Annotated in this window: 26 protein-coding genes and 1 tRNA gene; 25 read left to right on the top strand and 2 right to left on the bottom strand. The window is 65.9% G+C overall.

The features are described 5' to 3' along the window. Nucleotides 1-149: 149 nt before the first annotated feature. Nucleotides 150-674: a hypothetical protein gene (locus tag K7G19_RS22195; protein ID WP_226109168.1), complete on the bottom strand. Its 525-nt coding sequence runs from the start codon at nt 672-674 to the stop codon at nt 150-152. Between the two features lie 130 nt (nt 675-804). Here K7G19_RS22195 and K7G19_RS22190 point away from each other — a divergent pair, with 130 nt between their 5' ends. Next, complete coding sequence (locus K7G19_RS22190) at nt 805-2,052, top strand: branched-chain amino acid ABC transporter substrate-binding protein (RefSeq protein ID WP_149319391.1); 1,248 nt, start codon at nt 805-807, stop codon at nt 2,050-2,052. 210 nt (nt 2,053-2,262) lie between these two features. Further along, on the top strand, nt 2,263-2,532 hold the full coding sequence (gene rpsO / locus K7G19_RS22185) for a 30S ribosomal protein S15 (RefSeq protein ID WP_149319390.1): 270 nt from the start codon (nt 2,263-2,265) through the stop codon (nt 2,530-2,532). Nucleotides 2,533-2,847: 315 nt separating this feature from the next. On the opposite strand, the gene K7G19_RS22180 is transcribed toward rpsO, so the two are convergent. After that, nucleotides 2,848-3,087, bottom strand: coding sequence for a hypothetical protein (locus K7G19_RS22180; protein WP_149319389.1), 240 nt, complete (start codon nt 3,085-3,087; stop codon nt 2,848-2,850). Between K7G19_RS22180 and pnp the strand changes: the two genes are divergently transcribed. The 23 genes from pnp (at nt 3,086) to K7G19_RS22065 (ending at nt 26,350) form a co-directional block, all read left to right on the top strand. Then, entirely contained in the window at nt 3,086-5,257 is a 2,172-nt protein-coding gene (gene pnp / locus K7G19_RS22175) for a polyribonucleotide nucleotidyltransferase (RefSeq protein ID WP_226109166.1), read from the top strand. The genes K7G19_RS22180 and pnp overlap by 2 nt on opposite strands. Nucleotides 5,258-5,469: 212 nt before the next feature. Beyond that, a complete protein-coding gene (locus tag K7G19_RS22170) occupies nt 5,470-6,474 on the top strand; it encodes an NAD(P)H-quinone oxidoreductase (RefSeq protein ID WP_149319387.1) in 1,005 nt (334 codons plus the stop codon). Nucleotides 6,475-6,804: 330 nt separating this feature from the next. Further along, a complete protein-coding gene (gene tpiA, locus K7G19_RS22165; protein ID WP_149319386.1) occupies nt 6,805-7,545 on the top strand; it encodes a triose-phosphate isomerase in 741 nt (246 codons plus the stop codon). Nucleotides 7,546-7,590: 45 nt separating this feature from the next. Then, nucleotides 7,591-7,959: a preprotein translocase subunit SecG gene (gene secG / locus K7G19_RS22160; RefSeq protein ID WP_226109164.1), complete on the top strand. Its 369-nt coding sequence runs from the start codon at nt 7,591-7,593 to the stop codon at nt 7,957-7,959. A 199-nt stretch (nt 7,960-8,158) separates the two neighbouring features. After that, nucleotides 8,159-8,243: transfer RNA gene (locus K7G19_RS22155), tRNA-Leu, on the top strand. Nucleotides 8,244-8,412: 169 nt separating this feature from the next. Beyond that, a complete protein-coding gene (locus K7G19_RS22150) occupies nt 8,413-8,772 on the top strand; it encodes an NADH-quinone oxidoreductase subunit A (RefSeq protein WP_144828915.1) in 360 nt (119 codons plus the stop codon). Nucleotides 8,773-8,778: 6 nt separating this feature from the next. Further along, a complete protein-coding gene (locus tag K7G19_RS22145) occupies nt 8,779-9,261 on the top strand; it encodes an NADH-quinone oxidoreductase subunit B family protein (protein WP_006156837.1) in 483 nt (160 codons plus the stop codon). A 1-nt stretch (nt 9,262) separates the two neighbouring features. After that, nucleotides 9,263-9,862 carry an NADH-quinone oxidoreductase subunit C gene (locus tag K7G19_RS22140; protein WP_149319384.1) on the top strand — a complete coding sequence of 200 codons (600 nt, stop codon included), beginning with the start codon at nt 9,263-9,265 and terminating at the stop codon, nt 9,860-9,862. Nucleotides 9,863-9,881: 19 nt separating this feature from the next. Further along, nucleotides 9,882-11,135 carry an NADH-quinone oxidoreductase subunit D gene (locus K7G19_RS22135; protein WP_149319383.1) on the top strand — a complete coding sequence of 418 codons (1,254 nt, stop codon included), beginning with the start codon at nt 9,882-9,884 and terminating at the stop codon, nt 11,133-11,135. Nucleotides 11,136-11,301: 166 nt separating this feature from the next. Next, nucleotides 11,302-11,802: an NADH-quinone oxidoreductase subunit NuoE gene (gene nuoE / locus K7G19_RS22130; protein ID WP_149319382.1), complete on the top strand. Its 501-nt coding sequence runs from the start codon at nt 11,302-11,304 to the stop codon at nt 11,800-11,802. Nucleotide 11,803: 1 nt separating this feature from the next. After that, nucleotides 11,804-13,099: an NADH-quinone oxidoreductase subunit NuoF gene (nuoF, locus tag K7G19_RS22125; protein ID WP_053821438.1), complete on the top strand. Its 1,296-nt coding sequence runs from the start codon at nt 11,804-11,806 to the stop codon at nt 13,097-13,099. Nucleotides 13,100-13,111: 12 nt separating this feature from the next. Beyond that, nucleotides 13,112-15,478 carry an NADH-quinone oxidoreductase subunit NuoG gene (gene nuoG / locus K7G19_RS22120; RefSeq protein ID WP_226109162.1) on the top strand — a complete coding sequence of 789 codons (2,367 nt, stop codon included), beginning with the start codon at nt 13,112-13,114 and terminating at the stop codon, nt 15,476-15,478. Between the two features lie 30 nt (nt 15,479-15,508). Continuing rightward, entirely contained in the window at nt 15,509-16,573 is a 1,065-nt protein-coding gene (nuoH, locus tag K7G19_RS22115; protein ID WP_150084776.1) for an NADH-quinone oxidoreductase subunit NuoH, read from the top strand. Between the two features lie 98 nt (nt 16,574-16,671). After that, the gene (gene nuoI, locus K7G19_RS22110; protein ID WP_149319379.1) at nt 16,672-17,163 is read left to right on the top strand and encodes an NADH-quinone oxidoreductase subunit NuoI; all 492 of its coding nucleotides are present in this window, start codon (nt 16,672-16,674) and stop codon (nt 17,161-17,163) included. Nucleotides 17,164-17,290: 127 nt separating this feature from the next. After that, nucleotides 17,291-17,932: an NADH-quinone oxidoreductase subunit J gene (locus tag K7G19_RS22105; protein WP_149319378.1), complete on the top strand. Its 642-nt coding sequence runs from the start codon at nt 17,291-17,293 to the stop codon at nt 17,930-17,932. Nucleotides 17,933-17,947: 15 nt separating this feature from the next. Further along, nucleotides 17,948-18,253, top strand: coding sequence for an NADH-quinone oxidoreductase subunit NuoK (nuoK, locus tag K7G19_RS22100; RefSeq protein ID WP_006576687.1), 306 nt, complete (start codon nt 17,948-17,950; stop codon nt 18,251-18,253). Nucleotides 18,254-18,325: 72 nt separating this feature from the next. After that, nucleotides 18,326-20,434, top strand: coding sequence for an NADH-quinone oxidoreductase subunit L (gene nuoL, locus K7G19_RS22095; protein ID WP_150084777.1), 2,109 nt, complete (start codon nt 18,326-18,328; stop codon nt 20,432-20,434). Between the two features lie 14 nt (nt 20,435-20,448). Beyond that, complete coding sequence (locus K7G19_RS22090) at nt 20,449-21,915, top strand: NADH-quinone oxidoreductase subunit M (RefSeq protein WP_149319376.1); 1,467 nt, start codon at nt 20,449-20,451, stop codon at nt 21,913-21,915. A gap of 18 nt (nt 21,916-21,933) precedes the next feature. Beyond that, on the top strand, nt 21,934-23,409 hold the full coding sequence (nuoN, locus tag K7G19_RS22085) for an NADH-quinone oxidoreductase subunit NuoN (protein WP_149319375.1): 1,476 nt from the start codon (nt 21,934-21,936) through the stop codon (nt 23,407-23,409). A 45-nt stretch (nt 23,410-23,454) separates the two neighbouring features. Then, entirely contained in the window at nt 23,455-23,763 is a 309-nt protein-coding gene (locus K7G19_RS22080) for a DUF2818 family protein (RefSeq protein ID WP_053821445.1), read from the top strand. Between the two features lie 48 nt (nt 23,764-23,811). Beyond that, nucleotides 23,812-24,447, top strand: a complete 636-nt coding sequence (locus tag K7G19_RS22075; protein WP_223819859.1) for an NUDIX domain-containing protein — start codon at nt 23,812-23,814, stop codon at nt 24,445-24,447. A 146-nt stretch (nt 24,448-24,593) separates the two neighbouring features. Further along, a complete protein-coding gene (locus tag K7G19_RS22070; RefSeq protein WP_226109160.1) occupies nt 24,594-25,058 on the top strand; it encodes a DUF1178 family protein in 465 nt (154 codons plus the stop codon). Between the two features lie 89 nt (nt 25,059-25,147). After that, nucleotides 25,148-26,350 carry an acyl-CoA dehydrogenase family protein gene (locus tag K7G19_RS22065; protein ID WP_149319373.1) on the top strand — a complete coding sequence of 401 codons (1,203 nt, stop codon included), beginning with the start codon at nt 25,148-25,150 and terminating at the stop codon, nt 26,348-26,350. The last annotated feature ends 9 nt before the right edge of the window (nt 26,351-26,359 follow it).

Here is a 26,359-nt window from a genome sequence, read left to right as displayed (position 1 = left end):
GGGCGCGCCGGACCGCAACGCCGGTCGTTCGCGAGCATGGCTCGCGGACGCCCGGCGTTTTTTCATGGACGCCGGCCCAGGCCTGATACGTGTGGTCCCGCGCCGGCCATCCCTTTCGCAGGTTTCGCTGTCCGCGCCGTGAGCGCTACCTAGCGGATCGTTTCGCGCGGATCGGCCAGCGGATCGGGCGTGATCTGGGTCTGCCGCAGCACGCCGGCGTCGTCGAAGTAGAAGTGGAACAGCGACGGCCAGTTCTCCTCGTGCAGGAAGCGGTACGACCAGACATCGCGGCGCATCAGCGGAAAATACTGCGTCGGCTCGCGCGGCAGGCCGAAATGCTCGGCGACGTCGCGCTTGGTCCAGGTGCCGATCCGCGCCTTGTACAGCTCCGTGGTAGTCAGCATCTGGCGGAAGCGCGTCAGCTTGCCGCTGGTATCGAAGTCGGCCGCATAGGCCTGGCGCCCGAGCGGCTGCTTCGAATAGATCCAGCGCACGGTGCCGTCGTCGAGCCGGTAGATGTCGGTGGGCTCGCCGAAGGTCGCGCGTACCGTGCTCTCGGGCGCGCCGATCAGCTTCTGCGCCTCCTGTACCGGCTGCAGGTAAACGCACGCCGTCAACAGGGCGCCGCAGGTGCCGAGCGCCAGCCAGCGGCCAATGCTTTCCAGTGCTTTCATTGCGATCCTCGATCCTTTATTGCAACGGATAGCGGCAGTGTAGCGCCGCAGGCGCCGCATCGCACCGCCGGCGCGATTGCAAGGCGGTGAGCGCTGGCTTACCATGCTGCGCTTTCGCGGAGGTCGTTCGATGGTTGGGAAGGGGTGGCTGGGGGCTTGCCTGTTGGCCCTGGCGGCGGGTGCCGCGTCGGCGCAGGAGCCGATCCGGCTCGGCATGATCGACGGGCTGTCCGGCCCGTTCGCCAATGCCGGCGAGGCGGTGGTGCGCAATCTTCGGCTCGCGATCGACCGGGTCAACGCCCGCGGCGGCGTGCGCACCGCGGAAGGGCAGCGCCCGCTGGAGCTCGTCACCTTCGACAGCAAGGGCAATGTCGACGAGAGCCTGATCCAGTTCCGCGCGCTGGTGGACCGCCGCATCCCCTTCGTGCTGCAGGGGAACAGCTCCGCGGTCGCCGCCGCGCTGGTCGGCGCGGTGAACCGCCACAACGCGCGCCAGCCCGATGCGCGCGTGCTGTTCATGAACTATTCGGCAGTCGATCCGGCCCTGACCAACGAGAACTGCAGCTTCTGGCATTTCCGCTTCGATGCCGGCGCCGACATGCGGATGGAGGCGCTGACCGAGGTCATCCGTGCCGACGCCAGCGTGCGCCGCGTCTACCTGATCGCGCAGGACTACAGCTTCGGCCACCAGGTCTCGCGGCTGGCGCGCGACATGCTGGCGGCCAAGCGCCCCGATGTGAAGATCGTCGGCGACGAGTTCCACCCGATCGGCAAGATCAAGGACTTCGCGCCGTATATTGCCAAGATCAAGGCCAGCGGTGCCGACGCGGTGATCACCGGCAACTGGGGCAACGACCTGACGCTGATGGTCAAGGCGGCGCGCGAGGGCGGCCTCGGCGCCAAGTTCTATACCTTCTACGGCAATGGCCTGGGCGCCCCCGCGGCGATGGGCGAGGCCGGCGTGGGCCGGGTGCTGGCAGTGGCGGAATGGCATCCGAACGTGGGCGGCGCCGCCTCCGATGCCTTCTATCAGGCCTTCCGCAGCCGCTATCCCGAGCCGAAGGACGACTACGTGCATCTGCGCATGCAGATGATGGTCGAGATGCTGGCGCGCGCGATCGAGCAGGCCGGGTCCACCGATGCGGTCAAGGTCGCGCGGGCGCTGGAGGGCATGCGCTACGTCAACGACTTCCATGACGCCACCGTGCGCGCGGACGACCACCAGGTGCTGCAGCCGCTCTATGTGTCGATGATGGAGCGCCAGGGCGGCGAGGTGCGCTTCGACAACGAGGGGTCGGGATTCGGCTTCCGCACGGTCAAGCGGCTGAAGTCGGCGCAGACCACGCGCGCTACCACCTGCAAGATGGAGCGCCCCTAGGTATCTGCCCGCCGGTATTGGAAGGGCACGGGCAGGCGGTTTTGCCCGGCCACCCCAGTTGCGCTATAATGCGCGGCTGTCGTTCAGGCGGCACTCGCGGTAACGCGGGCGCGCCAGGCGGCAATGCAGTGTGCGGCGCAAGCCGCACGTTTATCCCGCACGACGATCGCGGCCCTGGCGCTGCGACGTTCGCAAGTGAAAGGAAACATCATGTCCGTAGCCGATATCAACAAGTCCGAAGTCATCAAGCAGTTCGCCCGCGGCGCCAACGACACCGGCAGCCCCGAAGTCCAGGTCGCTCTGCTGACCACGCGCATCAACGAACTGACCCCCCACTTCAAGGCCAACATGAAGGATCACCACAGCCGCCGCGGTCTGCTGCGCATGGTGAGCCGCCGTCGCCGCCTGCTGGACTACCTGAAGTCGAACGACGCCGATCGTTATCGCGCGCTGATCGAGAAGCTGGGCCTGCGCAAGTAAATTGCGCCAGGCTGCTCGGATCGGGGAAGGGAAGAGGATGGCGATGCCGATGCCGGCATGGTCGGCACTGTCGGTCCTCGCACCGCACGCCCCGGCGTGACGCCAGGATGCCTGCGTCAGCTCTGCTGATGCAGGCATTTTGTTTTTTGCGGCGGCGAATCGGCCGTGGCGGCAAATGCCGCGAAGCCGAATGACGCCGCGGGCGGCCGGCTTGACCGGGCGCCGTTGCCGTTGCGCCACGATGCGCAACGGAGTAAGTTAATTCGTTCTTTTCATTCATGACACCGGAGTCCGGCAAGGAAACAGGGCCTTGTGTCATTCCAGCGCCTCATCGAATATCGGCAGCGATCGTTTCACCTTGATCGCTGCGCGTCGATCGTCGTGCATCGATGCCGCGGCGGCGACCGCGGTGACGCGCTGGAATGGCATAGCACTTCCCTGCGACCGCGCCTGACAGCGATCCGGCAGCAATGCCCGCGGCTGCATCACGCGGGCGCCGGCACGCCGGCGGGCCCGATGGCCCGTCGCCGTGCAAGCACACAGGGGAACGCTCATGTCCATGTTCAATAAGGTCGTCAAGCAATTCCAGTGGGGCCAGCATACGGTCCGCATGGAAACCGGCGAAATCGCCCGCCAGGCCGGCGGCGCGGTGCTCGTCGATGTCGAGGACACCGTGGTGCTCGCCACCGTGGTGGCCGCCAAGCAGCCCAAGCCGGGCCAGGATTTCTTCCCGCTGACGGTCGACTACATCGAGAAGACCTATGCCGCCGGCAAGATCCCGGGCGGCTTCTTCAAGCGCGAAGGCCGTCCGTCGGAGAACGAGACGCTGACCTCGCGCCTGATCGACCGTCCGCTGCGTCCGCTGTTTCCGGAAGGCTTCTATAACGACGTGCAGGTGGTGATCCACGTCGTCTCGCTGAACCCCGAAGTGCCGGCCGATATCCCGGCGCTGATCGGCGCCTCGGCCGCGCTGGCGGTCTCTGGCATTCCGTTCAACGGCCCGGTCGGCGCCACCCGCGTCGGCTACCAGAACGGCCAGTACCTGCTGAACCCGACCCGCAGCCAGCTGGCCAGCTCGGACCTCGACCTGGTCGTTGCCGGCACCGAGCGTGCCGTGCTGATGGTCGAATCGGAAGCCAACCAGCTGTCCGAGGACGTGATGCTGGGCGCCGTGGTCTACGGCCACGAGCAGATGCAGGTCGCGATCAACGCGATCCACGAGCTGGTGCGCGAAGGGGGCAAGCCCGAGTGGAACTGGGCGCCGGCGCCCAAGAACGAGGCGCTGATCGCCAAGGTTGCCGAGGTCGGTTCGCCGCTGCTGCAGGAGGCCTATCAGATCCGCCAGAAGTCGGCGCGTTCGCAGAAGGTCAAGGAAGCCTACGCCGCGGTCGAGGCCCGTCTGGCCGAAGCCGGCGTCGAGTTCGACAAGGTCGAGGTCGGCAACATCCTGTTCGATCTGGAAGCCAAGATCGTCCGTGGCCAGGTGCTGGCCGGCGAGCCGCGCATCGACGGCCGCGACACGCGCACCGTGCGCCCGATCGAGATCCGCTCGTCGGTGCTGCCGCGCGCGCACGGCTCGGCGCTGTTCACCCGCGGCGAGACGCAGGCGCTGGTGGTGGCCACGCTGGGCACCAAGAGCGATGAGCAGATCATCGACGCGCTGGCCGGCGAATACCGCGACCGCTTCATGCTCCACTACAACATGCCCCCGTTCGCCACCGGCGAAACGGGCCGCGTCGGTTCGCCCAAGCGCCGCGAGATCGGCCACGGCCGTCTGGCCAAGCGCGCGCTGATTCCGGTGCTGCCGGCCGAGGACGAGTTCGCCTACACGATCCGCCTGGTCTCGGAAATCACCGAGTCGAACGGCTCGTCGTCGATGGCTTCGGTCTGCGGCGGCTGCCTGGCGCTGATGGACGCCGGCGTTCCGGTCAAGGCGCACGTGGCCGGCGTGGCCATGGGCCTGATCCTGGAAGGCAACAAGTTTGCCGTGCTGACCGACATCCTGGGCGACGAGGACCACCTCGGCGACATGGACTTCAAGGTGGCGGGTACCGACAACGGCATCACCGCGCTGCAGATGGACATCAAGGTCCAGGGCATCACCAAGGAGATCATGCAGGTCGCGCTGGCGCAGGCCAAGGAAGGCCGCCTGCATATCCTGTCGAAGATGCAGGAAGCGATGGGCCATGCGCGCACCGAACTGTCGGAGCACGCGCCGCGCATGATCACGATGAAGATCCATCCGGACAAGATCCGCGAGGTCATCGGCAAGGGCGGCTCGACCATCCAGGCGCTGACCAAGGAAACCGGCACGACCATCGACATCCAGGAAGACGGCACGATCACGATCGCGTCGACCTCGACCGAGGGCATGGCCGAGGCCAAGCGCCGCATCGAGGGCATCACCGCGGAAGCCGAAGTGGGCAAGATCTACAACGGCACCGTGCTGAAGCTGCTGGACTTCGGCGCCATCGTCAACATCCTGCCGGGCAAGGACGGTCTGCTGCATATCTCGGAGATCGTCAACGAGCGCGTCAAGGACATCAAGGACTGGCTGAAGGAAGGCCAGCAGGTCCGCGTCAAGCTGATCCAGGCTGACGAGAAGGGCCGCCTGCGTCTGTCGCTGAAGGCGGCGATGGCCGAGGAGGGCGGTTCGATCGCCCCGCTGGCCAACGCCGAAGCGCCGGCAGCGCCGGCCGAACCGACGGGCGGCGAGCAGCAGTAAGCCGGTCCGGGGCCGCCGTTCCGCGCAAGCGGGGCGACGGCTTCTCGGTCGGACGCAATGCGTGTGGAAAAACGGCTGGGCGATGCCCGGCCGTTTTTTTGTTTACACTGCCGCCAGTCCCTCAGGGCAGGCGCGATCGTTCGCGCTTTCTTTTTTCCCTTTCCGCATCCCTACCGCGCGCCAGGCGCGGTTTCAGTTTTCAAGGAGCCAGCATGCAAGCCATCGAGATCCGCGAATACGGCGGCCCCGACGTGTTGCAGCCGACCGAGCGCCCCGATCCGGCGCCCGGTCCCGGTGAAGTCCTGATCCGCGTTGCCGCGGCCGGCGTCAACCGGCCCGACGTGTTCCAGCGTACCGGCAACTATCCGGTGCCGCCGGGGGCCTCCGATCTGCCCGGTCTCGAGGTCGCGGGCGAGATCGTCGGCGGCGATCTGTCGCATCCGGACAATCGCTTCGGCCTGAAGGTCGGCGACCGCGTGTGCGCGCTGGTGCAGGGCGGTGGCTACGCGCAGCTGTGCACCGCGCCGCTGGCGCAGTGCCTGCCCGTGCCGCAGGGCCTGAGCGATATCGAGGCCGCGGCCTTGCCCGAGACCTTCTTCACGGTGTGGAGCAATGTGTTCGACCGCGGCTATCTTGGACGCGGCCCGCGCGGCAAGGACGAGACGCTGCTGATCCAGGGCGGTTCGAGCGGCATCGGTACCACCGCGATCCAGATCGCCAAGGCGCTCGGCCACAAGGTCTTCGTCACCGCCGGCAGCGACGAGAAGTGCCGTGCCTGCGAGGCACTCGGCGCCGACCGCGCGATCAACTACAAGACGCAGGACTTCGCCGCCGAGGTCAAGACGCTGACCGGCGGCCGCGGTGTCGACGTGATCCTCGACATGGTGGCCGGCCCGTATCTGGCGCGCGAGCTGTCGTGCATCGCCGACGATGGCCGCATCGTCATCATCGCGCTGCTCGGCGGTGCCAAGGCGGAGATTCCGCTCGGCGACATCCTGCGCCGCCGCATCACCGTCACCGGCTCCACGCTGCGGCCGCGCCCGGCCTCGTTCAAGGGCGAGATCGCCCGCGCGCTGCACGAGCAGGTGTGGCCGCTGCTGGCCGACGGCAGCATCAAGCCGGTGATCCACCAGGTGTTCCCGGCCGCGCAGGCCGCCGACGCCCATCGTCTGATGGAGTCGAGCGAGCATGTCGGCAAGATCGTGCTGACCTGGTAACGGGTGGCCGGGCCGGGCCCGGCTCGGCTCGGCGCGGCCATCGGGCCGGGCTGATGGATTGGACGGCGCTGGGCGGGACCGTGCAGGACCGGGCCGATGGCTGGGGCGGGGTTGGGCTGGCCTGGGCTGGCCTGGGCTGGCCTGGGCTGGCCGGGGCTGGCCGGGGCTCGCCGGGGCTGACCGGGGCTCGCCGGGGCTGACCGGGACTGACCGGGGCTGACCGGGGCTGGCTTGGTCGGGCGCCGGATTCGCGCGCTTTCCGGCCGATCGGCGTAGCGCCCCGTCCCCGCGCACGGTAGAATAGCGGGTTTGATTTTGAGAGGCGCTTTCGTGAGACAAAAGCTCGTCATCGGCAACTGGAAGATGCATGGCAGCCTGGCTGCCAACGAGGCCCTGCTGAACGGTGTCAAGGCCGGCGCCCCTGCGGGTGCCAGCCTCGCGGTGTGCGCGCCGTTCCCCTATCTGGCGCAGTGCCAGGCGTTGCTGGCGGGCAGCCAGGTCGCCTGGGGCGCCCAGGACGTGTCGGCCGAGGCGCGCGGCGCGTTCACCGGCGAGGTGGCGGCGTCGATGCTGGCCGAGTTCGGCGTCAGCTACGTGCTGGTGGGGCATTCCGAGCGCCGCACCTATCATGGCGAGAGCGATGCCGCTGTCGCCGCCAAGGCGCTGCGGGCCCTCGAATTCGGCATCGTGCCGGTGATCTGCGTCGGCGAGACGCTGGCGCAGCGCGAGGCGGGCGAAACCGAGGCCGTGGTCGGCCGGCAGCTGCAGGCCGTGCTGGACGCGCTGTCGGTGGAGCAGCTGGGTCGCGTGGTGCTGGCCTACGAGCCGGTCTGGGCCATCGGTACCGGCAAGACCGCCAGCAAGGAGCAGGCCCAGGCCGTGCACGCCTTCCTGCGGGCCCAGGTGGCTGCGCGCGACGCCGGCGTGGCGCAGCGCATGGCGATCCTGTACGGCGGCAGCGTCAAGCCGGACAATGCGGCCGAGCTGTTCTCGATGGCCGATATCGACGGCGGCCTGATCGGCGGCGCCTCGCTCAAAACCGAAGATTTTCTCGCGATCGGCAACGCCTGATGCCGGCCGCACCGACCGTCTGAATCAGGCAAGCGAATCGAATCCATGGCAATTCTGAAAACTCTATTGATGGTCGCGCAGGTGCTGTCGGCACTGGGCGTGATCGGCTTGGTGCTGCTGCAGCACGGCAAGGGCGCCGACGTCGGCGCGGCGTTCGGCTCGGGCGCCTCGGGCAGCCTGTTCGGCGCCACCGGCTCGGCCAACTTCCTGTCGCGCACCACGGCCGTGCTGGCCACGCTGTTCTTCGTCTGCACGCTGGCGCTGACGCTGCTGGGCAACTACCGTCCGTCGGCCTCGCTGGGCGTGATGGGCGCGGCTCCGCAGACCGCTCCGGCCCCGGCCGCCTCGGTGCCGGCTGCATCGGCCCCGGCCGCTGCCGCATCGGTGCCGGCGGCTCCCGCCGTGCCGAAATAATCCGGCATTTGCGCCCGGGATTGCCGAACATTTTGCACTTGTGCATTGAACAAAGTGGCGATCATGGGTTAGAATGCAGGGCTTGAAACGATTCCCCAGCGACGGTTCCTGGCGGTGCAGCCAAATAGCAAAAATGGCCGCAAAACCAGCATACCGAAGGGCTTGAAACCCGGCGCCAGGCAATATTGTTTCTCCCCCAGCCGACGTGGTGAAATTGGTAGACACGCTATCTTGAGGGGGTAGTGGCGAAAGCTGTGCGAGTTCGAGTCTCGCCGTCGGCACCAAACAACTTGATCGGAGTCTGCTCCCGGGCAATGCCCCGGTGAGGGGCTCCGGCAGTCCGCAAGGCGGCGCCGTGATGTCTGCGCAATGGCGTTGGGCGCTTGGGGTGGGCAACAGGACGCCGCTTCAGCTGGTGCTGTTGACAACATTCCAGATAAGGCTGGCCGTACCTTGAATCTCGAAGCCTATTTCCCCGTTCTCATCTTCATCATCTTCGGCGTGGTGCTCGGCCTCGCGCTGATGTCGATCGGCCGGATCCTGGGTCCGAACAAGCCCGACGCCGCCAAGCTCTCGCCCTACGAGTGCGGCTTCGAAGCGTTCGAGGACGCGCGCATGAAGTTCGACGTGCGCTATTACCTCATCGCCATCCTTTTCATTCTGTTCGATCTCGAAACCGCTTTCCTTTTCCCGTGGGGCGTCGCCCTACAGGACATCGGCTGGCCGGGTTTCATCGCCATGGGCGTGTTTCTGCTGGAATTCATCGTGGGCTTCGTCTACATCTGGAAAAAGGGCGCGCTCGATTGGGAGTGATGTGAAATGGCAATCGAAGGCGTTCTGAACGAAGGCTTCGTCACGACTACCGCTGACAAGCTGATCAACTGGACCCGCACCGGGTCGCTGTGGCCGATGACCTTCGGCCTGGCCTGCTGTGCCGTGGAAATGATGCATGCCGGCGCCGCGCGCTACGACATGGACCGCTTCGGCGTGATCTTCCGCCCGTCGCCGCGCCAGTCGGACGTGATGATCGTGGCCGGCACGCTGTGCAACAAGATGGCCCCCGCCCTGCGCAAGGTGTACGACCAGATGGCCGAGCCGCGCTGGGTCATCTCGATGGGCTCGTGCGCCAACGGCGGCGGCTACTATCACTACTCGTATTCGGTGGTGCGCGGTTGCGACCGGATCGTGCCGGTCGACATCTACGTGCCGGGCTGCCCGCCGACGGCCGAAGCGCTGATCTACGGCATCATCCAGCTGCAGAACAAGATCCGCCGCACCAACACCATCGCGCGCAAGGGTTGACATGGCCAAGCTCGATACCCTGAAGTCCGCGCTGGAGAAGGCGCTCGGCAATCGCATCGGCAAGCTGGTGGAGTCGTTCGACCAGCTGACGCTGATCGTCAAGGCCGACGACTACCTCGAAGTGGCCCGCATCCTGCGCGACGATCCGTCGCTGCGTTTCGAGCAGCTGATCGACCTGTGCGGCGTCGACTATTCCACCTATGGCGACGGCGCCTGGGACGGTCCGCGTTTCGCCGCGATCTCGCATCTGCTGTCGCTGACGCATAACTGGCGCCTGCGCGTGCGCGTGTTCGCGCCGGACGACGACATGCCGGTGATCCCGTCGCTGATCGACGTGTGGAACTCGGTCAACTGGTTCGAGCGCGAGGCGTTCGACTTCTTCGGCATCATCTTCGAAGGCCATCCGGACCTGCGCCGCATCCTGACCGACTACGGTTTCGTCGGCCATCCGTTCCGCAAGGACTTCCCGGTGTCCGGCTATGTCGAGATGCGCTACGACCCCGAGCAGAAGCGCGTCATCTATCAGCCGGTCACGATCGAACCGCGCGAGCTGACGCCACGGGTGATCCGCGAGGAAAACTACGGCGGCCTGAAGCACTGACCGGCACTGAGAACCCGCGATGGCAGATATCAAGAATTACACCCTGAACTTCGGTCCGCAGCACCCGGCGGCGCACGGCGTGCTGCGCCTGGTGCTGGAGCTGGACGGCGAAGTGATCCAGCGCGCCGACCCGCACATCGGCCTGCTGCACCGTGCCACCGAGAAGCTGGCCGAGCAGAAGACCTGGATCCAGAGCGTGCCGTACATGGATCGTCTCGACTACGTGTCGATGATGGCCAACGAACACGCCTACGTGATGGCGATCGAGAAGCTGGTCGGCATCGACGTGCCGATCCGCGCGCAGTACATCCGCGTGATGTTCGACGAGATCACGCGCCTGCTGAACCATCTGATGTGGATCGGCTCGCACGCGCTCGACGTCGGCGCGATGGCGGTGTTCCTGTACGCGTTCCGCGAGCGCGAGGACATGTTCGACATGTACGAGGCGGTGTCGGGCGCGCGGATGCACGCGGCCTACTATCGTCCGGGCGGCGTCTATCGCGACCTGCCCGACACGATGCCGCAATACAAGGCGTCCAAGGTCCACAACGAGCGGGCGATCAAGGCGATGAACGAGGCGCGCTCCGGCTCGCTGCTCGACTTCATCGAGGACTTCACCAACCGGTTCCCGAAGTACGTCGACGAGTACGAGACGCTGCTGACCGACAACCGGATCTGGAAGCAGCGACTGGTCGGCATCGGCGTGGTCAGCCCGGAACGCGCGCTGCAGATGGGCTTTACCGGCCCGATGCTGCGCGGCTCCGGGATCGAGTGGGACCTGCGCAAGAAACAGCCCTACGAGGTCTACGACAAGCTCGACTTCGACGTGCCGGTCGGCGTGGGCGGCGACTGCTATGCGCGCTATCTGGTGCGGGTGGAAGAAATGCGCCAGTCCAACCGCATCATCAAGCAATGCGTCGACTGGCTGCGCCGCAATCCCGGCCCGGTGATGAGCGACAACCACAAGGTCACGCCGCCGTCGCGCGTCGACATGAAGTCGAACATGGAAGAGCTGATCCACCATTTCAAGCTCTTCACCGAAGGCATTCGCGTGCCGGAGGGCGAGACCTACGCGGCGGTGGAGCACCCGAAGGGCGAGTTTGGCATCTACGCGATTTCCGATGGCGCGAACAAGCCGTACCGTCTGAAGATCCGCGCACCGGGCTTTGCCCACCTGGCCGCGCTCGACGAAATGGCCAAGGGCCACATGATCGCGGATGCGGTGACGATCATCGGTACGCAGGACATCGTGTTCGGCGAGATCGACCGCTAACGACGTGCCGCCGCCGGACGACGATCCGGACCGACCGCGGCAAGCCGGCATGGGGCTCATGCCTGCGAGGACAACGCAGCGACGGCTGCAACTGATGCGGACCGCGCCACCGGCTGGCGCGTTTCGCTTGTAAATCGGCGCATTAGGCAACACCACGGCAACGACCATGCTATCAGCAGAAGCTCTCAAGGAAATCGATCGCGCGATCGCCAAGTATCCGGCCGACCAGAAGCAATCGGCCGTGATGGCGGCATTGGCCGTGGCGCAGGGCGAAGTGGGCTGGGTGTCCCCGGAAGTCATGGAATTCGTGGCCAAGTACCTCGACATGCCGCCGGTGTGGGTGGAGGAAGTGGCCACCTTCTACAACATGTACGACACCAAGCCGGTCGGCCGCTACAAGCTGACCGTCTGTACCAACCTGCCTTGCGCACTGTCCGGCGGCGAGCGTGCCGGCGAGTACCTGAAGCGCAAGCTGGGCATCGACTACAACGAGACGACCCCGTGCGGCACCTTCACGCTGAAGGAAGGCGAGTGCATGGGCGCCTGCGGCGACGCCCCGGTGATGATCGTCAACAACACCCGCATGTGCAGCTTCATGAGCGACGCCAAGCTCGACGCGCTGGTCGACGAGCTCAAGGCCGAAGCCGCTGCCAAGGGGGACAAGTAATATGACCTGTCTGCACGACCGCCATATCCAGCCGCTGATCCTGGCCGGGCTGGATGGCAAGAACTGGCATCTGGAAGACTACGTCAAGCGCGGCGGCTATCAGCAGCTCAAGCGCATCCTGACCGAGAAGGTGCCGCCCGAGCAGGTGATCGCCGACGTCAAGGCCTCGGGCCTGCGCGGCCGCGGCGGCGCGGGCTTCCCCACCGGCCTGAAGTGGAGCTTCATGCCGCGTCAGTTCCCGGGCCAGAAGTACCTGGTCTGCAATACCGACGAGGGCGAGCCTGGCACGTTCAAGGATCGCGACATCATCCGCTACAACCCGCACGCGCTGATCGAAGGCATGGCCATCGGCGCGTACGCGATGGGCATCACCGTGGGCTACAACTACATCCACGGCGAGATCTGGAACGAGTACAAGATCTTCGAGGAAGCCCTCGAAGAGGCGCGCGCGGCCGGCTTCCTGGGTGACAACATCCTGGGCTCGGGCTTCAGCTTCCAGCTGCATGCCCACCACGGCTATGGCGCCTACATCTGCGGCGAGGAAACCGCGCTGCTCGAATCGCTGGAAGGCAAGAAGGGCCAGCCGCGCTTCAAGCCGCCGTTCCCGGCCAGCTTCGGCCTGTACGGCAAGCCGACCACGATCAACAACACCGAGACCTTCGCCGCGGTGCCGTTCCTGCTGGCCGTCGGTCCCGAGAATTACCTGAAGATGGGCAAGCCGAACAACGGCGGCACCAAGATCTTCTCGGTCTCGGGCGACGTCGAGCGTCCCGGCAACTACGAGATTCCGCTCGGCACGCCGTTCGCGACGCTGCTGGAACTGGCCGGCGGCATGCGCGGCGGCAAGAAGCTCAAGGCCGTGATCCCGGGCGGGTCGTCGGCGCCGGTGGTACCGGCGGACCTGATGATGGCGTCCGACATGGACTACGACTCGATCGCCAAGGCCGGCTCGATGCTGGGCTCGGGCGCGGTGATCGTGATGGACGAGACGCGCTGCATGGTTCGCTCGCTGCTGCGCCTGTCCTATTTCTACTTCGAAGAATCGTGCGGCCAGTGCACGCCGTGCCGCGAAGGCACCGGCTGGCTCTACCGCATGGTGAACCGCATCGAGCATGGTGAAGGCCGCCAGGAAGACCTGGACCTGCTCAACAACGTTGCCGAAAACATCATGGGCCGCACCATCTGCGCGCTCGGCGATGCGGCGGCGATGCCGGTCCGCGGCATGCTCAAGCACTACTGGAAAGAGTTCGAATATCACGTCGAACACAAGCAGTGCATGGTTCCGGCCTACATCTAAGCGTGGCAGAACATGGTTGAACTCGAAATCGACGGCAAGAAGGTTGAGGTTGCGGAAGGCAGCCTGGTGATGGAAGCGGCCCGCAAGCTGGGCACCTACATCCCGCACTTCTGCTATCACCGCAAGCTGTCCATCGCGGCCAACTGCCGCATGTGTCTGGTCGAGGTCGAAAAGGCGCCGAAGGCGCTGCCGGCCTGCGCCACGCCGGTTACCGCGGGCATGAAGGTCTTCACCAACTCGGAGAAGGCGGTCAAGGCCCAGAAGTCGGTGATGGAATTCCTGCTGATCAATCACCCGCTCGATTGCCCGATCTGCGATCAGGGCGGCGAATGCCAGCTGCAGGATCTGGCGGTCGGCTACGGCGCCTCCGAATCGCGCTACAAGGAAGAGAAGCGCGTGGTGTTCCACAAGAACGTGGGCCCCCTGATCTCGATGGAAGAGATGACGCGCTGCATCCACTGCACCCGCTGCGTGCGCTTCGGCCAGGAAGTGGCCGGCGTGATGGAGCTGGGCATGCTGAACCGCGGCGAGCACTCCGAGATCACGACCTTCGTCGGCAAGACGGTGGACTCCGAGCTGTCGGGCAACATGATCGACCTGTGCCCGGTCGGCGCGCTGACCAGCAAGCCGTTCCGCTACACCGCGCGGACGTGGGAGCTGTCGCGCCGCAAGTCGGTGTCGCCGCACGACGGCCTGGGCACGAACCTGATCGTCCAGTCCAAGAACCACCGCGTGATGCGCGTGCTGCCGCTGGACAACGAAGCCATCAACGAATGCTGGCTGTCGGACCGCGACCGTTTCTCGTACGAGGGCCTGAACAGCGCCGACCGCCTGACGCGGCCGATGATCAAGCAGGACAACCAGTGGCTCGAGACCGACTGGCAGACCGCGCTCGAATACGTCGCCAACGGCCTGGCCGGCATCAAGCGCGAGCATGGCGCCGACCAGATCGCCGCGCTGGCCAGCCCGCACGCCACCGTCGAGGAGCTCTATCTGCTCGGCAAGCTGGTGCGCGGCCTCGGTAGCGACAATATCGACTTCCGCCTGCGCCAGGCCGATTTCTCGGCGCCGGTAGCGGGCGCACCGTGGCTCGGCATGCCGATCGCGGACGTGTCGACGCTGCAGGGCGCGCTGGTGATCGGCGCCTCGCTGCGCAAGGATCAGCCGCTGCTGGCCTCGCGCCTGCGCCAGGCCGCCAAGAAGGGTGCACGCGTCGCCGTGCTGGGCGCCAGCCCCGAAGATCTGCTGATGCCGCTGGCGGCGCGCATCGCCGTGGCGCCGTCGGCCTGGGCCGCCGCGCTGGCCGGCGTGGCACGCGCGGTCGCGGCCGCCAAGGGCGTCGCCGCTCCGGCCGGTACGGACGGTTTCGACGGTGGCGCGCTGGCCGAGGCGGCCGCGCAGGCCCTGCTGTCGGGCGAGCGCCGTGCCGTGTTCCTCGGCAACGAGGCGGTCCGCCATCCGCAATTCGCCGCGCTGCACGCGCTGGCGCAGTGGATCGCGGACAACACCGGCGCCACGCTGGGCTTCCTGACCGAAGCGGCCAACACCGTCGGCGCGCATCTGGTCGGCGCGCTGCCGCGCCAGGGCGGGGCCGATGCCCGCGCCATGCTGGAGTCGCCGCGCAAGGCCTATGTGGTGCTGAACGCCGAACCCGAGTTCGACACCGCCGACCCGCAACGCGCGCTGGCCGCGCTGAGCCAGGCCGGCACCGTGATCGTGCTGTCGCCGTTCCGCTCCGACGCCGCGCTGCAATACGCCGACGTGATCCTGCCGATCGCGCCGTTCAGCGAGACCTCGGGCACCTACGTGAACTGCGAAGGCGTGCCGCAAAGCTTCAACGGCGTGGTGCGTCCCCTGGGCGAGACCCGTCCGGCGTGGAAGGTGCTGCGCGTGCTGGGCAATCTGCTCGACGTGCCGGGCTTCGACTACGAGACCGCCGAGTCGGTCCGCGACGAAGCGCTGGCCGAAGCGATCGCTCCGCGCCTGAACAACCGCACGTCCGCCGCGATCCAGGTCGCCGCGCCGTCGGCCAACGGTGCCGTGCCGGCGATCGAGCGCGTCGCCGACGTGCCGATCTACCACTCGGATGCGATCGTGCGCCGTGCCGATTCGCTGCAGCTGACCGCTGCCGCGCGCCGCGCGATGCAGGTGGGCCTGTCGGCCGACCTGTTCGCCGCGCTCGGCGTGGCCGCCGGCGATCCGGTGCGCGTGACGCAAGGGCAGGGCAGCGTCGTGCTGCCGGCCGTGCTCGAGGAAGGTCTGCCCGCCAATACGGTGCGCGTGTCGGCGGCCACGCCGGCCGCCGTCGGCCTCGGGCCGATGTTCGGCACCGTGCTGGTGGAAAAGGCGGTGGAACTGGCCCCGGTGGCCGCGGCTTAAAGAAGCGAATACGACAGGCGAGAGAGAAAGATGATCGATTGGATTACCTCGCAGGGACAGGCCGTCTTCGGTGGCGCATGGACGCCGCTGTGGATCCTGATTCGCGCCGTGGTCATCGTGGTGCCGCTGCTGCTGTGCGTGGCCTACCTGATCCTGTGGGAGCGCAAGCTGATCGGCTGGATGCACGTGCGGATCGGGCCGAACCGGGTCGGCCCGCTGGGACTGCTGCAGCCGATCGCCGACGTGCTGAAGCTGCTGCTCAAGGAAGTGATGACGCCCTCGCAGGTCAGCAAGGGCCTGTACCTGATCGCACCGCTGATGGTGCTGATGCCTGCCGTGGCGATCTGGGCGGTGATCCCGTTCCAGGCCGAGGTGGTGATGGCCGACGTCAACGCCGGCCTGCTGTATGTGATGGCGATCAGCTCGGTCGGCGTCTACGGCGTGATCCTGGCGGGCTGGGCCTCGAACTCGAAGTACGCCTTCATCGGCGCGATGCGTGCCGCCGCGCAGATGGTGTCGTACGAAATCGCGATGGGCTTCGCACTGGTCACGGTGCTGATGGTGTCGGGCAGCCTGAACCTGTCGGCGATCGTCAACGGCCAGAACACCGGCTACTTCGCCAACATGGGCCTGAACGTGCTGTCGTGGAACTGGCTGCCGCTGCTGCCGATGTTCGGCGTCTACTTCATCTCGGGCGTGGCCGAAACCAACCGCCACCCGTTCGACGTGGTGGAAGGCGAATCGGAAATCGTGGCGGGCCACATGATCGAGTACTCGGGCATGGGCTTCGCGCTGTTCTTCCTGGCCGAATACATCAACATGATCATCATCTCGACGATGACCGCGCTGATGTTCCTCGGCGGCTGGGCGCCCCCGGTCGACAGCGTGGTCACCAACGCGATCCCGGGCTTCTTCTGGCTGCTGATCAAGGTGTTCCTGCTGCTGTCGGTGTTCATCTGGATCCGCGCCTCGTTCCCGCGCTACCGCTACGACCAGATCATGCGCCTGGGCTGGAAGGTCTTCATTCCGCTGACCGTCGCATGGCTGATCATCGTGGCGATCTGGATCAAGTCGCCCTGGAACATCTGGCACTGAAATCGCCGCCGATCCCGGCCACGAAGCTGGCCGGGACGGGCCAAACCGGGCCGCGGCGCACGCGCCGCGCCCGGTGGAATTACTAGGAAGCAATCGTCATGCTGCTCGCCATCAAGGACTTCTTCAACAGCCTGCTCCTGAAGGAACTCTTCAAGGGCATGGCCTTGACCGGCCGCTATCTCTTCGCTCGCAAGATCACGGTGCAGTTCCCCGAGGAGAAGACGCCGATCTCGCCGCGCTTCCGCGGCCTGCACGCGCTGCGCCGCTATCCGAACGGCGAGGAGCGCTGCATCGCCTGCAAGCTGTGCGAAGCGGTCTGCCCGGCGCTGGCCATCACGATCGAGTCGGACGTGCGCGCCGACGGCACCCGCCGTACCACGCGCTACGACATCGATCTGACCAAATGCATTTTCTGCGGCTTCTGCGAGGAAGCCTGCCCGGTCGACGCCATCGTCGAAACCCAGATTCTCGAGTACCACGGCGAGAAGCGCGGCGACCTGTATTTCACCAAGGACATGCTGCTCGCGGTGGGCGACCGCTACGAGCCGCAGATCGCGGCGGCCAAGGCGGCGGACGCGAAGTACCGCTGATCGCGCCGGGCGCGCGCATCGGGCCGCAAGGCTTCATATTGAATCGGGCCCCGCGAGGGGCAACTAGAAGGATGCCGCAAGGGCAGGCCGCCGGGGGTGGCCTGTGCCGTGCGGCACGACGAGAACCATGGAATTCACGACCACCATCTTCTACGTCTTCGCAGTGGTGCTGGTGCTCTCCGCACTGAAAGTCATCACCGCCAAGAACCCGGTGCACTCGGCGCTGTACCTCGTGCTGTCGTTCTTCACGGCAGCCGCGCTGTGGATGCTGCTGCAGGCCGAATTCCTCGCCATCCTGCTGGTGCTGGTCTACGTCGGCGCCGTGATGGTGCTGTTCCTGTTCGTCGTGATGATGATCGATATCGATATCGAGCACCTGCGGCGCGACTTCTGGACCTATGTGCCGCTGGCCTCGGTGGTGGGCGCGCTGATCATCGCGGAAATGGCGATCGTGCTGGTGCGCAACTTCATCGGCACCACGCAGCCGCTCAAGCCGATGCCGCAGGGCTCCGACTACTCGAACACCGGCGCGCTCGGCCAGGTCATCTACACCGACTACATCTACGCCTTCGAGGTGGCCGGCATCATCCTGCTGGTGGCCATCATCGCCGCGGTCGCGCTGACGCTGCGCCGCCGCAAGGACACCAAGGCGCAGGACGTGTCCGAACAGCTGCGCACCCGCCGCGCCGACCGCGTGCGGCTGGTCTCGATGCCGGCACAGACCGCGCAAGCCGCCGGCGAGCAAGCCGACGCCGCCAACAAGAACTGAAGATCGGGGAACGACGTGCTCTCTCTCGCCCATTTCCTGGTGCTCGGTGCGATCCTGTTTGCGATCAGCATCGTCGGCATCTTCCTGAACCGCAAGAACGTGATCGTGCTGCTGATGGCGATCGAGCTGATGCTGCTGGCGGTCAATATGAACTTCGTCGCCTTTTCGCACTATCTGGGCGATCTGGCCGGCCAAGTCTTCGTTTTCTTCATCCTGACGGTGGCCGCCGCCGAGTCGGCGATCGGTCTGGCAATCCTGGTCGTGCTGTTCCGCAATCTGGACACGATCAACGTCGACGACCTGGATGCGCTCAAGGGCTGATGCCCGCGAGCCGATCCTGTCGAAACACGTCACCCAACCGACCGCACCCGACCGCACACCAACAAGCGTCCTATGGCAACCACGCTCAACCCCAACCTGCTGCTCGCGATTCCGCTGGCGCCGCTCGCCGGCGCGGCCATCGCGGGATTGTTCGGCACCAAGTTCTTCGGATCGTTCTCGTCGGAGACGCGCGCCGGCCGCGCCATCGCCCACACCGTGACCATTCTCGGCGTGGCGATCGCCTGCCTGCTGTCGCTGCTCGTGCTGCGCGACGTGATGGTGGATGGGGCCAGCTTCAACGCCACCGTCTATGAGTGGATGGTGCTGCCGTTCAACGGCCATCCGCTGAAGATGGAGGTCGGCTTCCTGGTCGACTCGCTGACCGCAATGATGATGGTGGTGGTGACCTTCGTCTCGCTGATGGTGCACATCTACACCGTCGGCTACATGCAGGGCGACCCCGGCTACAACCGTTTCTTCGCCTACATCTCGCTGTTCACCTTCTCGATGCTGATGCTGGTGATGAGCAACAACTTCCTGCAGCTGTTCTTCGGCTGGGAAGCGGTGGGCCTCGTCTCGTATCTGCTGATCGGCTTCTGGTACACCCGTCCGACCGCGATCTTCGCCAACCTGAAGGCCTTCCTGGTCAACCGCGTCGGCGACTTCGGCTTCATCCTGGGCATCGGCCTGCTGCTGGCCTACAGCGGCAGCCTGAACTACACCGACGTGTTCGCCGCGCGCGACCAGCTGGCGACCGTGACCTTCCCGGGCACCGACTGGATGATGCTGACGGTGGCCTGCATCTGCCTGTTCATCGGCGCGATGGGCAAGTCGGCGCAGTTCCCGCTGCACGTGTGGCTGCCGGACTCGATGGAAGGCCCGACCCCGATCTCGGCGCTGATCCACGCGGCCACCATGGTGACCGCGGGCATCTTCATGGTCAGCCGCATGTCGCCGCTGTTCGAGCTGTCCGACGCCGCGCTGTCCTTCGTGCTGGTGATCGGCGCGATCACCGCGCTGTTCATGGGTTTCCTGGGCATCATCCAGAACGACATCAAGCGCGTGGTCGCGTACTCGACGCTGTCGCAGCTGGGCTACATGACGGTCGCGCTGGGCGCCTCGGCCTACCAGGTCGCGGTGTTCCACCTGATGACCCACGCCTTCTTCAAGGCGCTGCTGTTCCTGGCCGCGGGCTCGGTGATCATCGGCATGCACCATGACCAGGACATCCGCAACATGGGCGGCCTGCGCAAGTACATGCCGATCACCTGGATCACCTCGCTGGTCGGTTCGCTGGCGCTGATCGGCACGCCGTTCTTCTCGGGCTTCTACTCGAAGGACTCGATCATCGAGGCCGTGGCCGAGTCGCACATCGCCGGTTCGGGCTTCGCCTACTTCGCCGTGATGGCGGGCGTGTTTGTCACCGCGTTCTACTCGTTCCGGATGTACTTCCTGGTATTCCACGGCGAGGAGCGCTTCGGCAAGCCGCACCTGCACCACGACCACGCCGAGGAAGAGGAAGAGGCGCATGGCGACGATCATCACCACGGCCTGGCGCCGGGCGAGAAGCCGCACGAGTCGCCGTGGGTCGTGACGCTGCCGCTGGTGCTGCTGGCGATCCCGTCGGTGGTGATCGGTGCGATCGCGATCGAGCCGATGCTGTTCGGCGACTTCTTCAAGAACGGCGTGGCCTTCCAGAACGTGATCTTCGTCGGCGAGAACCATCACGCGATGCGCGAGCTGGGCGAGATGTTCCACGGCTGGGTCGCGATGGGCATCCACTCGCTGCAGACCCCGGTGCTGTGGCTCGCGCTGGCCGGCGTGGTGCTGTCGTGGTTCTTCTACATGAAGCGCCCCGACATCCCGGCGGCCATCCAGCAGCGCTTCAGCGGCGTGTACAAATTGCTCGACAACAAGTACTACATGGACGCCATCAACGAGGCGGTGTTCGCCCGCGGCGCGCGCCTGCTCGGCACGGGCCTGTGGAAGGGCGGCGACCAGGGCCTGATCGACGGCCTGCTGGTCAACGGCGCCGCGCGCGTGGTCGGCTGGGTCGCCTCGGTCAGCCGCTACGTGCAGTCCGGCTATATCTATCACTACGCATTCGCGATGATCCTGGGCATGCTGGTGCTGCTGTCGATCACGATCTTCGGCTCGGCTAGCGCGGTGGGCGCCAAGTAAGGAATACAACGAAAATGGTTCTCTCTTTCGCTATCTGGCTGCCTGTCTTTTTCGGCTTGCTGGTGCTGGCTTTCGGCTCGGATCGCAGCCCGGGCTTCGTCCGCTGGACCGCGTTGTTCGGCTCGATCGTCAGCTTCCTGGTCACGCTGCCGCTGATTCTGAACTTCGACCGCGGCACCGCGCAGATGCAGTTCGTCGAGAAGTATTCGTGGATCGAGCGCTTCAACATCAACTACCACCTCGGCGTCGACGGCATCTCGATGTGGTTCGTGGTGCTGACCGCCTTCATCACGGTGATCGTCGTGATCGCCGGCTGGGAAGTCATCACCGAGCGCGTGGCGGCCTACATGGCCTCGTTCCTGATCCTGTCGGGCATCATGGTCGGCGTGTTCGCCTCGCTCGACGGCATGCTGTTCTACGTGTTCTTCGAGGCCACGCTGATCCCGATGTACATCATCATCGGCGTCTGGGGCGGTCCCAACCGGGTCTACGCGGCCTTCAAGTTCTTCCTCTACACGCTGCTCGGCTCGCTGCTGACGCTGATCGCGCTGCTGTACCTGTACAACAAGACCGGCAGCTTCGAGATCCTGCAATGGCATCAGGCCAGGCTGTCGATGAACGAGCAGGTGCTGCTGTTCCTGGCGTTCTTCCTGGCCTTCGCGGTCAAGGTGCCGATGTGGCCGGTCCACACCTGGCTGCCCGACGCCCACGTCGAGGCGCCCACCGGCGGCTCCGTGGTGCTGGCCGCGATCATGCTGAAGCTGGGCGCCTACGGCTTCCTGCGCTTCTCGCTGCCGATCGCGCCGGACGCCAGCCACAGCCTGGCCGCGTTCATCATCGCGATCTCGCTGGTGGCCGTGATCTACATCGGCCTGGTGGCGATGGTGCAGGCCGACATGAAGAAGCTGGTCGCGTACTCGTCGATCGCCCACATGGGCTTCGTCACGCTGGGCTTCTTCATCTTCAGCGAGATCGGCATCGAGGGCGGCATCGTGCAGATGATCTCGCACGGCTTCATCTCGGGCGCGATGTTCCTTTGCATCGGCGTGCTCTATGACCGCGTGCACTCGCGCCAGATCGCCGACTACGGCGGCGTGGTCAACACGATGCCGAAGTTCGCGGCCTTCGCGGTGTTCTTCGCGATGGCCAACAGCGGCCTGCCGGCCACCTCGGGCTTCGTCGGCGAGTGGATGGTGATCCTGGGCGGCGTCCAGTACAACTTCTGGATCGGCCTGGCGGCGGCCACCTCGCTGATCCTCGGCGCGGCCTATTCGCTGTGGATGGTCAAGCGCGTGGTGTTCGGCGATATCAAGCACCAGCACGTCGCCGAGCTGGTCGACCTGAACAAGCGCGAGTTCGTCATGCTGGGCCTGCTGGCCGCGATGACGCTGTACATGGGCCTGCATCCGAAACCCTTTACCGATGTGATGCACGCATCGGTGGTCAACCTGCTGTCGCACGTGGCGCAGTCCAAGCTGTAAGCAGGGAGAGAACGAATCATGGAATCGACCACGACTTGGGCGCCCGTCGCCCCGATCATCTTCCTGGCGATCGCCATCGCGGCGGTCAACTGGATCGACCTCGCGCGCGGCAAGAACCGCCCGAGCGTCGCCTATCCGCTGTCGCTGCTGATCACGCTGGTACTGACCGTCTGGTTCGGCCTGAACGCCGCCAACGGCGAGACCCACTACGCCTTCTCGAACCTGGCCGTGATCGACCCGATGGCGAACGTGCTGGCCTCGTTCTCGGCGCTGGCGCTGTTCGTGACGCTGGTCTACACCCGCCGCTACCTCGGCGACCGTGACCTGTACGCCGGCGAGTTCTACATGCTGGCGCTGTTCACGCTGGGCGGCCAGATCGTGATGATCACCGGCAACAACTTCCTGACGCTGTACCTCGGCGTGGAACTGCTGTCGCTGTCGTCGTACGCGCTGGTCGCGCTGCGCCGCGATTCGCGCGTGACGTCCGAATCGGCGATGAAGTACTTCGTGCTGGGCGCGCTGGCCTCGGGCTTCCTGCTGTACGGCATGTCGATGATGTACGGTGCCACCGGTTCGCTGAACCTGGGCGAAGTGTTCCGCGTGGTCGAATCCGGCCGCGTCAACACGACGATGCTGGCCTTCGGCGTGGTGTTCCTGGTCGCCGGCCTGGCCTTCAAGCTGGGCGCCGCGCCGTTCCACATGTGGATTCCGGACATCTACCAGGGCTCGCCGACCGCGGTGACGCTGCTGATCGCCGGTGCGCCGAAGCTGGCCGCCTTCGCGATGACGCTGCGTATCCTGGTCGAAGGCCTGCTGCCGCTGGCGGTGGACTGGCAGGTCATGCTGTCGGTGCTGGCGGTGGTGTCGCTCGCGATCGGCAACCTGACCGCGATCGTGCAGAGCAACCTGAAGCGGATGCTGGCGTATTCGACGATCTCGCACATGGGCTTCCTGCTGCTGGGCATGCTGTCGGGCGTGGCCGGCGGCCAGACCGACGGCGCCGCCAGCGCGTACGGCTCGGCGATGTTCTACGCGGTCACCTACGTGCTGACCACGCTGGGCACCTTCGGCATCATCCTGCTGCGCACCAACAAGGGCTTCGAGGCCGAGACGCTGGAAGACCTGAAGGGCATGTCGCGCAAGAACCCGTGGTTCGCGCTGCTGATGCTGGTGATGATGTTCTCGCTGGCCGGCATCCCGCCGACCGTGGGCTTCTACGCCAAGCTGGCCGTGCTCGAGGCGGTGGTCGCGGCGGGCATGTCGTGGCTGGCCGTGGTGGCGGTGCTGTTCTCGCTGATCGGTGCGTTCTACTACCTGCGCATCGTCAAGCTGATGTACTTCGACGTGCCGGCCGGCGAGGAAACGCTGGAAGCGTCCGGCGGCCTGCGTTCGCTGCTGAGCCTGAACGGCCTGGTGATCGTCGCGCTGGGCATCTTCCCGGCCGCGCTGATGAACCTGTGCTACCAGGTCGTGCGCACCACGCTGGGCGCCTGAGCGCCCGGCCGACGCGCACACGAAGCGAATACCACCCAAACCGCAATGAGCGCATCCGCGGGCGGCTGGTTTGTCATCCTGCTGGCATTGGCCTGTGCCAATCTGCCGTTCGTCAACCAGCGCCTGTTTGCGGTCATTCCGCTCGGCAAGCCGCGCAAGCCGTTCTGGGTGCGGCTCGCCGAGCTGATCGTCTACTATCTGCTGGTCGGCGCGGTCGGGTTCGCGGTCGAGGCCGGCCTGGGCAACCGCTTTGCCCAGGGCTGGCAGTTCTACGCGATCACCGCCTGCCTGATGCTGGTGTTCGCCTTCCCCGGCTACACCTGGCAGTACCTGGTCAAACATCGCGCGAGCTGACGCCGAACCCGGCATGACCTTCGGCGGCCTCGCCATCCCGGAGGGTTCATGTCGTCATCCCACTCGAAAGCCGCCTCCCTGGTCTCTCCCGAAGCGCTCGACGCCGGCGGCGACGACCATCTGAAGGAAGTCCCCCTGGCGTCCGCGACGCTGCACCGGGGCAAGTTTCTGACGCTGAAGCAGGACATCGTGCGGCTGCCCGACGGCAAGCAGGCCGGCCGCGAGTATGTCGAGCACCCGGGCGCGGTGATGATGATCCCGCTGTTCGACGACGGCACCGTGCTGGTGGAGCGCCAGTTCCGCTATGCGGTGCGCGAGGTCATGCTCGAATTCCCGGCCGGCAAGCTCGACCCCCAGGAAGGGGCGCAGCGCTGCGGCGAGCGCGAGCTGCGCGAGGAAACCGGCTACAGCGCCGCGCGCTGGGACTACCTGACCCGCATCCACCCGGTAATCTCGTACTCGACCGAGTTCATCGACCTGTTCCTGGCGCGCGAGCTGACCGCCGGCGAGGCGGCGCTGGACGACGGCGAATTCCTCGAAACGCTGATCGTGCCGGCCGGGCAGGTGATCGACTGGGTCCGCCAGGGCCGCATCACCGACGTCAAGACCATCATCGGCGCGTTCTGGCTGGAAAAGGTGCTGTCGGGCGCCTGGCAGCCGGGCGAGCAGAAGGTGCCGGGCTGAGCGCCGCCCACCTTTAAATTCGCCGAAGCGCTACCATCTTCCCGACAGGCCAGCCTCCGGGCTGGCACCGGTCAGGAAAAAATTAGAACGACCGTTCACAAATTTGCGATTCACGGCTAATATTGCTTTGACGGGCTGGAAACATCATGAAGGTGCTCGACCTGCGCTGTGCGCATGACCATCGGTTCGAAGGCTGGTTTGCTTCGGAGGAGGATGCGCAGTCGCAGATTTCGCGCGATCTCGTTCAGTGTCCTGTCTGCGGCGACCACGCGGTGACGCGGCTGCCGAGCGCCCCGCGCCTGAATCTGTCCGGCGCGGCCGAGCGAGCGCCGACGCCGCGGGCGCCGGTACCGCAGGCACAGGAGGCGGTCCCGCAGGCGGCGCAGGTTCTGCAATCGCTGTATCTGAAGGCGGTCAGGCAGGTGCTGGCGCAGACCGAGGACGTGGGGCCGCGCTTTGCCGAGGAGGCCAGGCGCATGCATTACGACGAGGCACCGGAACGCGGCATCCGCGGGACGGCGTCGCCGGAGGAAGTGCAGGCGCTCGCCGAAGAGGGCATCGAAACGTTTCCGCTCGTGGTGCCGGATGCGCTGAAGCAGACGGCTCACTGAATCGCGTCCCGTGCCCGCCTTCGCGCCGGTGCGAGGGCGCGTTGGCCAGAACAATTTGCCGGCCGCAGCCGGCATCACTGGAGACGGGCATGGATCTCAATTACACGGCGGCCGACAACGCCTTCCGCGAGGAAGTGCGCAGCTGGCTGGAAGCCAACCTGCCGGCGGACATTCGCGCCAAGATTCTGAATCACCGCCGGCCCAACCGCGACGATCTGGTGCGCTGGCACAAGATCCTGGCGGGCAAGGGCTGGTCGGCGCCGCACTGGCCGGTCGAGTTTGGCGGCACCGGCTGGAACGCGACCCAGCGCCATATCTGGGATGAGGAAAATGCCCGCGTCGGCGCGCCCGGCGTGCTGCCTTTCGGCGTGGCGATGGTCGCGCCGGTGATCATGAAGTACGGCAACGAGCAGCAGAAGTCGTACTACCTGCCGCGCATCCTGGACTGCACCGACTGGTGGTGTCAGGGCTATTCGGAGCCGGGCTCGGGCTCGGACCTGGCCTCGCTGAAGACCCGCGCCGAACTGACGCCGGACGGCAAGCACTACATCGTCAACGGCCAAAAGACCTGGACCACGCTCGGCCAGCACGCCGACATGATCTTCTGCCTGGTCCGCACCGACCCCGAGGCCAAGAAGCAGGAGGGCATCTCCTTCCTGCTGATCGACATGAAGACGCCGGGCATCACCGTGCGTCCGATCATCATGCTCGACGAGGACCACGAGGTGAACGAGGTCTTCTTCGACAACGTCAAGGTGCCGGTCGAGAACCGCGTCGGCGAAGAGAACAAGGGCTGGACCTACGCCAAGTACCTGCTCGGCCATGAGCGCACCGGCATCGCCCGCGTCGGCAATTCCAAGCGCGAGCTGGGCTTCCTGAAGCGCGTCGCGCGCCAGCAGCAGAAGAACGGCAAGCCGCTGCTGGAAGATCCGGTATTCGGCGCCAAGGTCGCCGCGCTGGAGATCGAGCTGATGGCGCTGGAAATCACCGTGCTGCGCGTGGTCTCGAGCGAGAGCGCCGGCAAGGGCCCCGGCCCCGAGGCCTCGCTGCTGAAGATCAAGGGCACCGAGATCCAGCAGATGCTGACCGAGCTGATGGTCGAAGCCGTCGGCCCGTACGCGCAGCCGTTCGACCGCGACTACCTGGAGTGCGAGACCGAGCATGCCGTGACCGGCTACGACGATGCCGCGCCGCTGGCCGCGTACTACTTCAATTTCCGCAAGACCTCGATCTACGGCGGATCCAACGAAATCCAGAAGAACATCATCAGCCAGATGATCCTGGGGCTGTGAGGAGACAGG

The organism is Cupriavidus sp. DB3, assembly GCF_020418465.1.
In the GTDB taxonomy this organism is placed as follows: Bacteria; Pseudomonadota; Gammaproteobacteria; order Burkholderiales; family Burkholderiaceae; genus Cupriavidus; species Cupriavidus cauae.
This window is presented reverse-complemented; position numbering and strand designations above follow the sequence as displayed.